This is a genomic window from Methanofastidiosum sp., from assembly GCA_013178285.1.
GTDB lineage: Archaea > Methanobacteriota_B > Thermococci > Methanofastidiosales > Methanofastidiosaceae > Methanofastidiosum.
The window spans coordinates 1-3368 of record JABLXD010000081.1; the positions used below are offsets into that span (position 1 = coordinate 1).

Here is a 3368-nt window from a genome sequence, read left to right on the forward strand (position 1 = left end):
AAGTAGCGTACATGGATAGGGAAAAAAAGGTCAAAATGGGGTGAATAATTGACAACATTATTAAACAAATATTTTAAGGTGTGATTGTTTTCTAGGTTTCTAATTAATTATTATGCTGATATTTAATATGTGGTATAATGAAGAAATATCTCCTGCTCGTGTAAAAGAGGTCATTATTGTTGACATTGTTCACGGTCACAGAATCAGTCTGAATTAACATCCTTATTTATTATCTTTGCCTTAGATACTAGAATCCCATATAAGAAGATGTATGAAAAATGGGTTAATTTTAATATTCTTACTTTTAGTTGGACCAGATGAGGATATTATTAAAAAGCCCGAAGGTAGAATAGTAATTGGATTTTCTCAGTGTACCATGGTTGATGCCTGGAGGCAGGAAATGGTGGAGGAGATGAAGCGAGAGATAATCTTTCACAGGGATTTCGATATTGACCTTATCATAAAAGATGCAAATGATAACAATTCAAAGCAAATAGAGGATATTCGTGATTTAATCAACAGAAAGATTGATATATTGATTGTTTCACCAAACGAGGCAGATCAACTTACTCCGGTTGTAGAAGAAGTATTTAATAAAGGAATTCCTGTAATTGTAATTGACAGAAAAATAAATTCATCTCAGTATTCTGCTTTTATTGGAGCCGATAATTTATCAATTGGTAGGGAAGCAGGATATTTTGCTAGTGAATTGTTACATGGGAAAGGAAAGATCCTCGAGATTGCTGGGCTCAAAGGATCTACCCCTGCTATAGAAAGGTCAAAAGGCTTTCATGAAATAATTAACAATAATCCTGGAATTACTATCGTCAAGACTATCGAAGGCTCATGGCTTGAGGAAAAGACACTAAGAATTACAGATAGTCTTTTTCGCATTTATAGGGATTTTGACCTTATATTCGCGCACAATGATTTTATGGCAAGTGCTGCTTCAAAATCAGCTATTAAATATAATATCAAGCCATACATTATTGGTGTTGATGGGATGAATGTCTCAGATGGGGGTGTAGACATGGTCATTAAAGGATTAATTGATGGTACTATTTTTTATCCCACTGGCGGCGAAAAGGCTATCCAAATTGCAATTGCGATCCTTACGAAGGAGAAATTTGAAAAAAACAATACGCTGAATACCTTTCGAATTGATAAAAGTAATGCAAGGACTATTTGGCTACAAGGCCAACAAATACAGGACCAGCTAAGCAAAATTGACAAACTCAACGATCATATAAATAATATGTCGTCATTGTTGACCAGAAGAAATACATTACTTCTCCTTGGTCTTACACTAATTATCCTTCTTATTGCTGGCGTAATAGCGATTTTCATTTCTCTAAGGAATAAAAATAGAATGAACAAACTACTGGATGAAAAAAACAAGACTATTAACAATCAAAACAAAATAATAACAAAACAGAGAGACGATTCAATAAATTTACTTATTGTCGCTGAAGAGGCTAAAGAAAATAAACTCCGATTGTTTACTGATCTTTCACATGAATTCAGAACTATTGTAACACTAATAACTAATCCAGTAAATGAGCTTCTTAGAACAGTTAACGATGAATCAACAAAGAGTAAACTCAGGGTTCTGCAAAGAAGTTCTGAAAGATTGGCTCGTCTTACTGACGGGATATTAAAGTTCAGAAATATTGATGAAAATAAATATCATTTAGTATTCATAAAAGGAAACTTGTCAGAATTTCTTGAAAATATCATTGAAGCTTTTGAGGAACAAGCTAAAGAAAAAAATATCAGAATTATTTCTAATATAACAAAGAATATTTATGCGGAATATGATGCAGGTGTTCTTGAAAAAGTAATGTATAATTTGCTCTCAAATGCTATTAAATACAATAGATATGAAGGTTCAGTCTCCATTTCAATGAGATCGGAGAGTTTCAATATTTTGATTGATATTTCTGATACAGGCATTGGAATTTCGAGCAATGATCTACCCTTTATTTTTAATAGGTTTTATAAGACTATTAATAACAACACTAGTAATGATAAAATTGGAATTGGGTTAGCCCTAACTAAAGAATTATTGCAACTTCATGGGGGCAAGATTACTGTTAACAGCGTTGAGAATAAAGGAACGACTTTTAGTATAGTATTACCACAATTTCATCAGACTACAGACAATTTTAACAAAGCTGAAAGTACAACTCAGGCTCATTACGATGCAAAGAGTAGACCTGACCCAGGTTTAAAAAAAAGCGTGCTTATTGTAGAAGATAATCCTGATGTATTGATTGTTCTCGCTGATATAATCAGTAAGTATTATGGCGTAATCACTGCTAGAAATGGGAGAGAAGGATTAGATATTACATTAAAAAAATCACCTGATTTAATAGTAAGTGACATCTTAATGCCAGTAATGGACGGTATGCAGATGTGCATAGAAATTAAAAAACATTTGGCGACCTGTCATATACCCATAATATTGCTTACTGCAATAGATTCTCAAGAAAACATAATTAAAGGCTTCGAAATTGGAGCAGATGCTTATATTACAAAACCATTTAATGAGTCTCTATTATTATCCAATATTAAAAATCTAATTGAGAGCAGAGAAAATTTAAAAAAATTCTTTTGTCCTTCTCCCTTTTTCAGAAATCTGATTGAGAAAGATAATAACAGGAACGAGGATTTTCTACGGAAATGCCTTAATAACATATATGAGAATCTTGAGAATGAAGATTATTCAATGTCAACACTTTCTGAGAAAATGAATATGTCGAGGTCAACCCTTTATCGAAGAATAAAAGAAATTTCTTCTATTAAACCCGTAGACTTCCTTAAGAAAGCAAAACTGAATTATGCAGCCAAGCTGCTTACAAAAGGAACCATTTACAACATAAATGAGGTTGCTTGGAGATGTGGATTTAATGATGTAAAATACTTCAGCAAATGTTTCACTCAGGAATTTGGAGTAAATCCAAGCCAGTATTATAAAGATTGGCTGAAAACCCAACAAAAGAAGTACCATGCTGAAGAATCTTTCAATTAATTAAAAAGACCTCAATCTGTTTTCAATATAGTTTCAGTAAAATTTAATGATTTTCTAATAGATTTTTTATTCTTCTATAAATGTGGCAAGGATCATGAATCTTAGTAGATACATATTTTATTTTTCATCTATCAAAATGTTATAAAATATATCTGCTTTTAATATTTTAATTATCAATTAGTATTTGTGCTTTCTGTGAAAATTTGTTATTAAAAAGCAGACCATACAAAAACGAATTAACTTTCGGTAAATTCAATATAGTGTCCTTCTTGCTATATTCCAAAGAAGAAAACAAATAAATGATTAATAAATCTTTAGGATCAGTAGAGTCTAATAT

At 31.7% G+C, this 3368-nt stretch carries 1 protein-coding gene; it reads left to right on the forward strand.

All coding sequences use genetic code 11. From position 1 onward, the window contains the following. The first annotated feature begins 271 nt into the window (after window positions 1-271). Window positions 272-3031: a substrate-binding domain-containing protein gene (locus HPY60_11720; protein ID NPV51843.1), complete on the forward strand. Its 2760-nt coding sequence runs from the start codon at window positions 272-274 to the stop codon at window positions 3029-3031. Window positions 3032-3368 lie beyond the last annotated feature (337 nt).

What these genes read in the sequence shown, in the direction of transcription:
- HPY60_11720 (NPV51843.1), top strand. Translation starts at nt 272, where the DNA reads ATGAAAAATGGGTTAATTTTAATATTCTTACTTTTAGTTGGACCAGAT.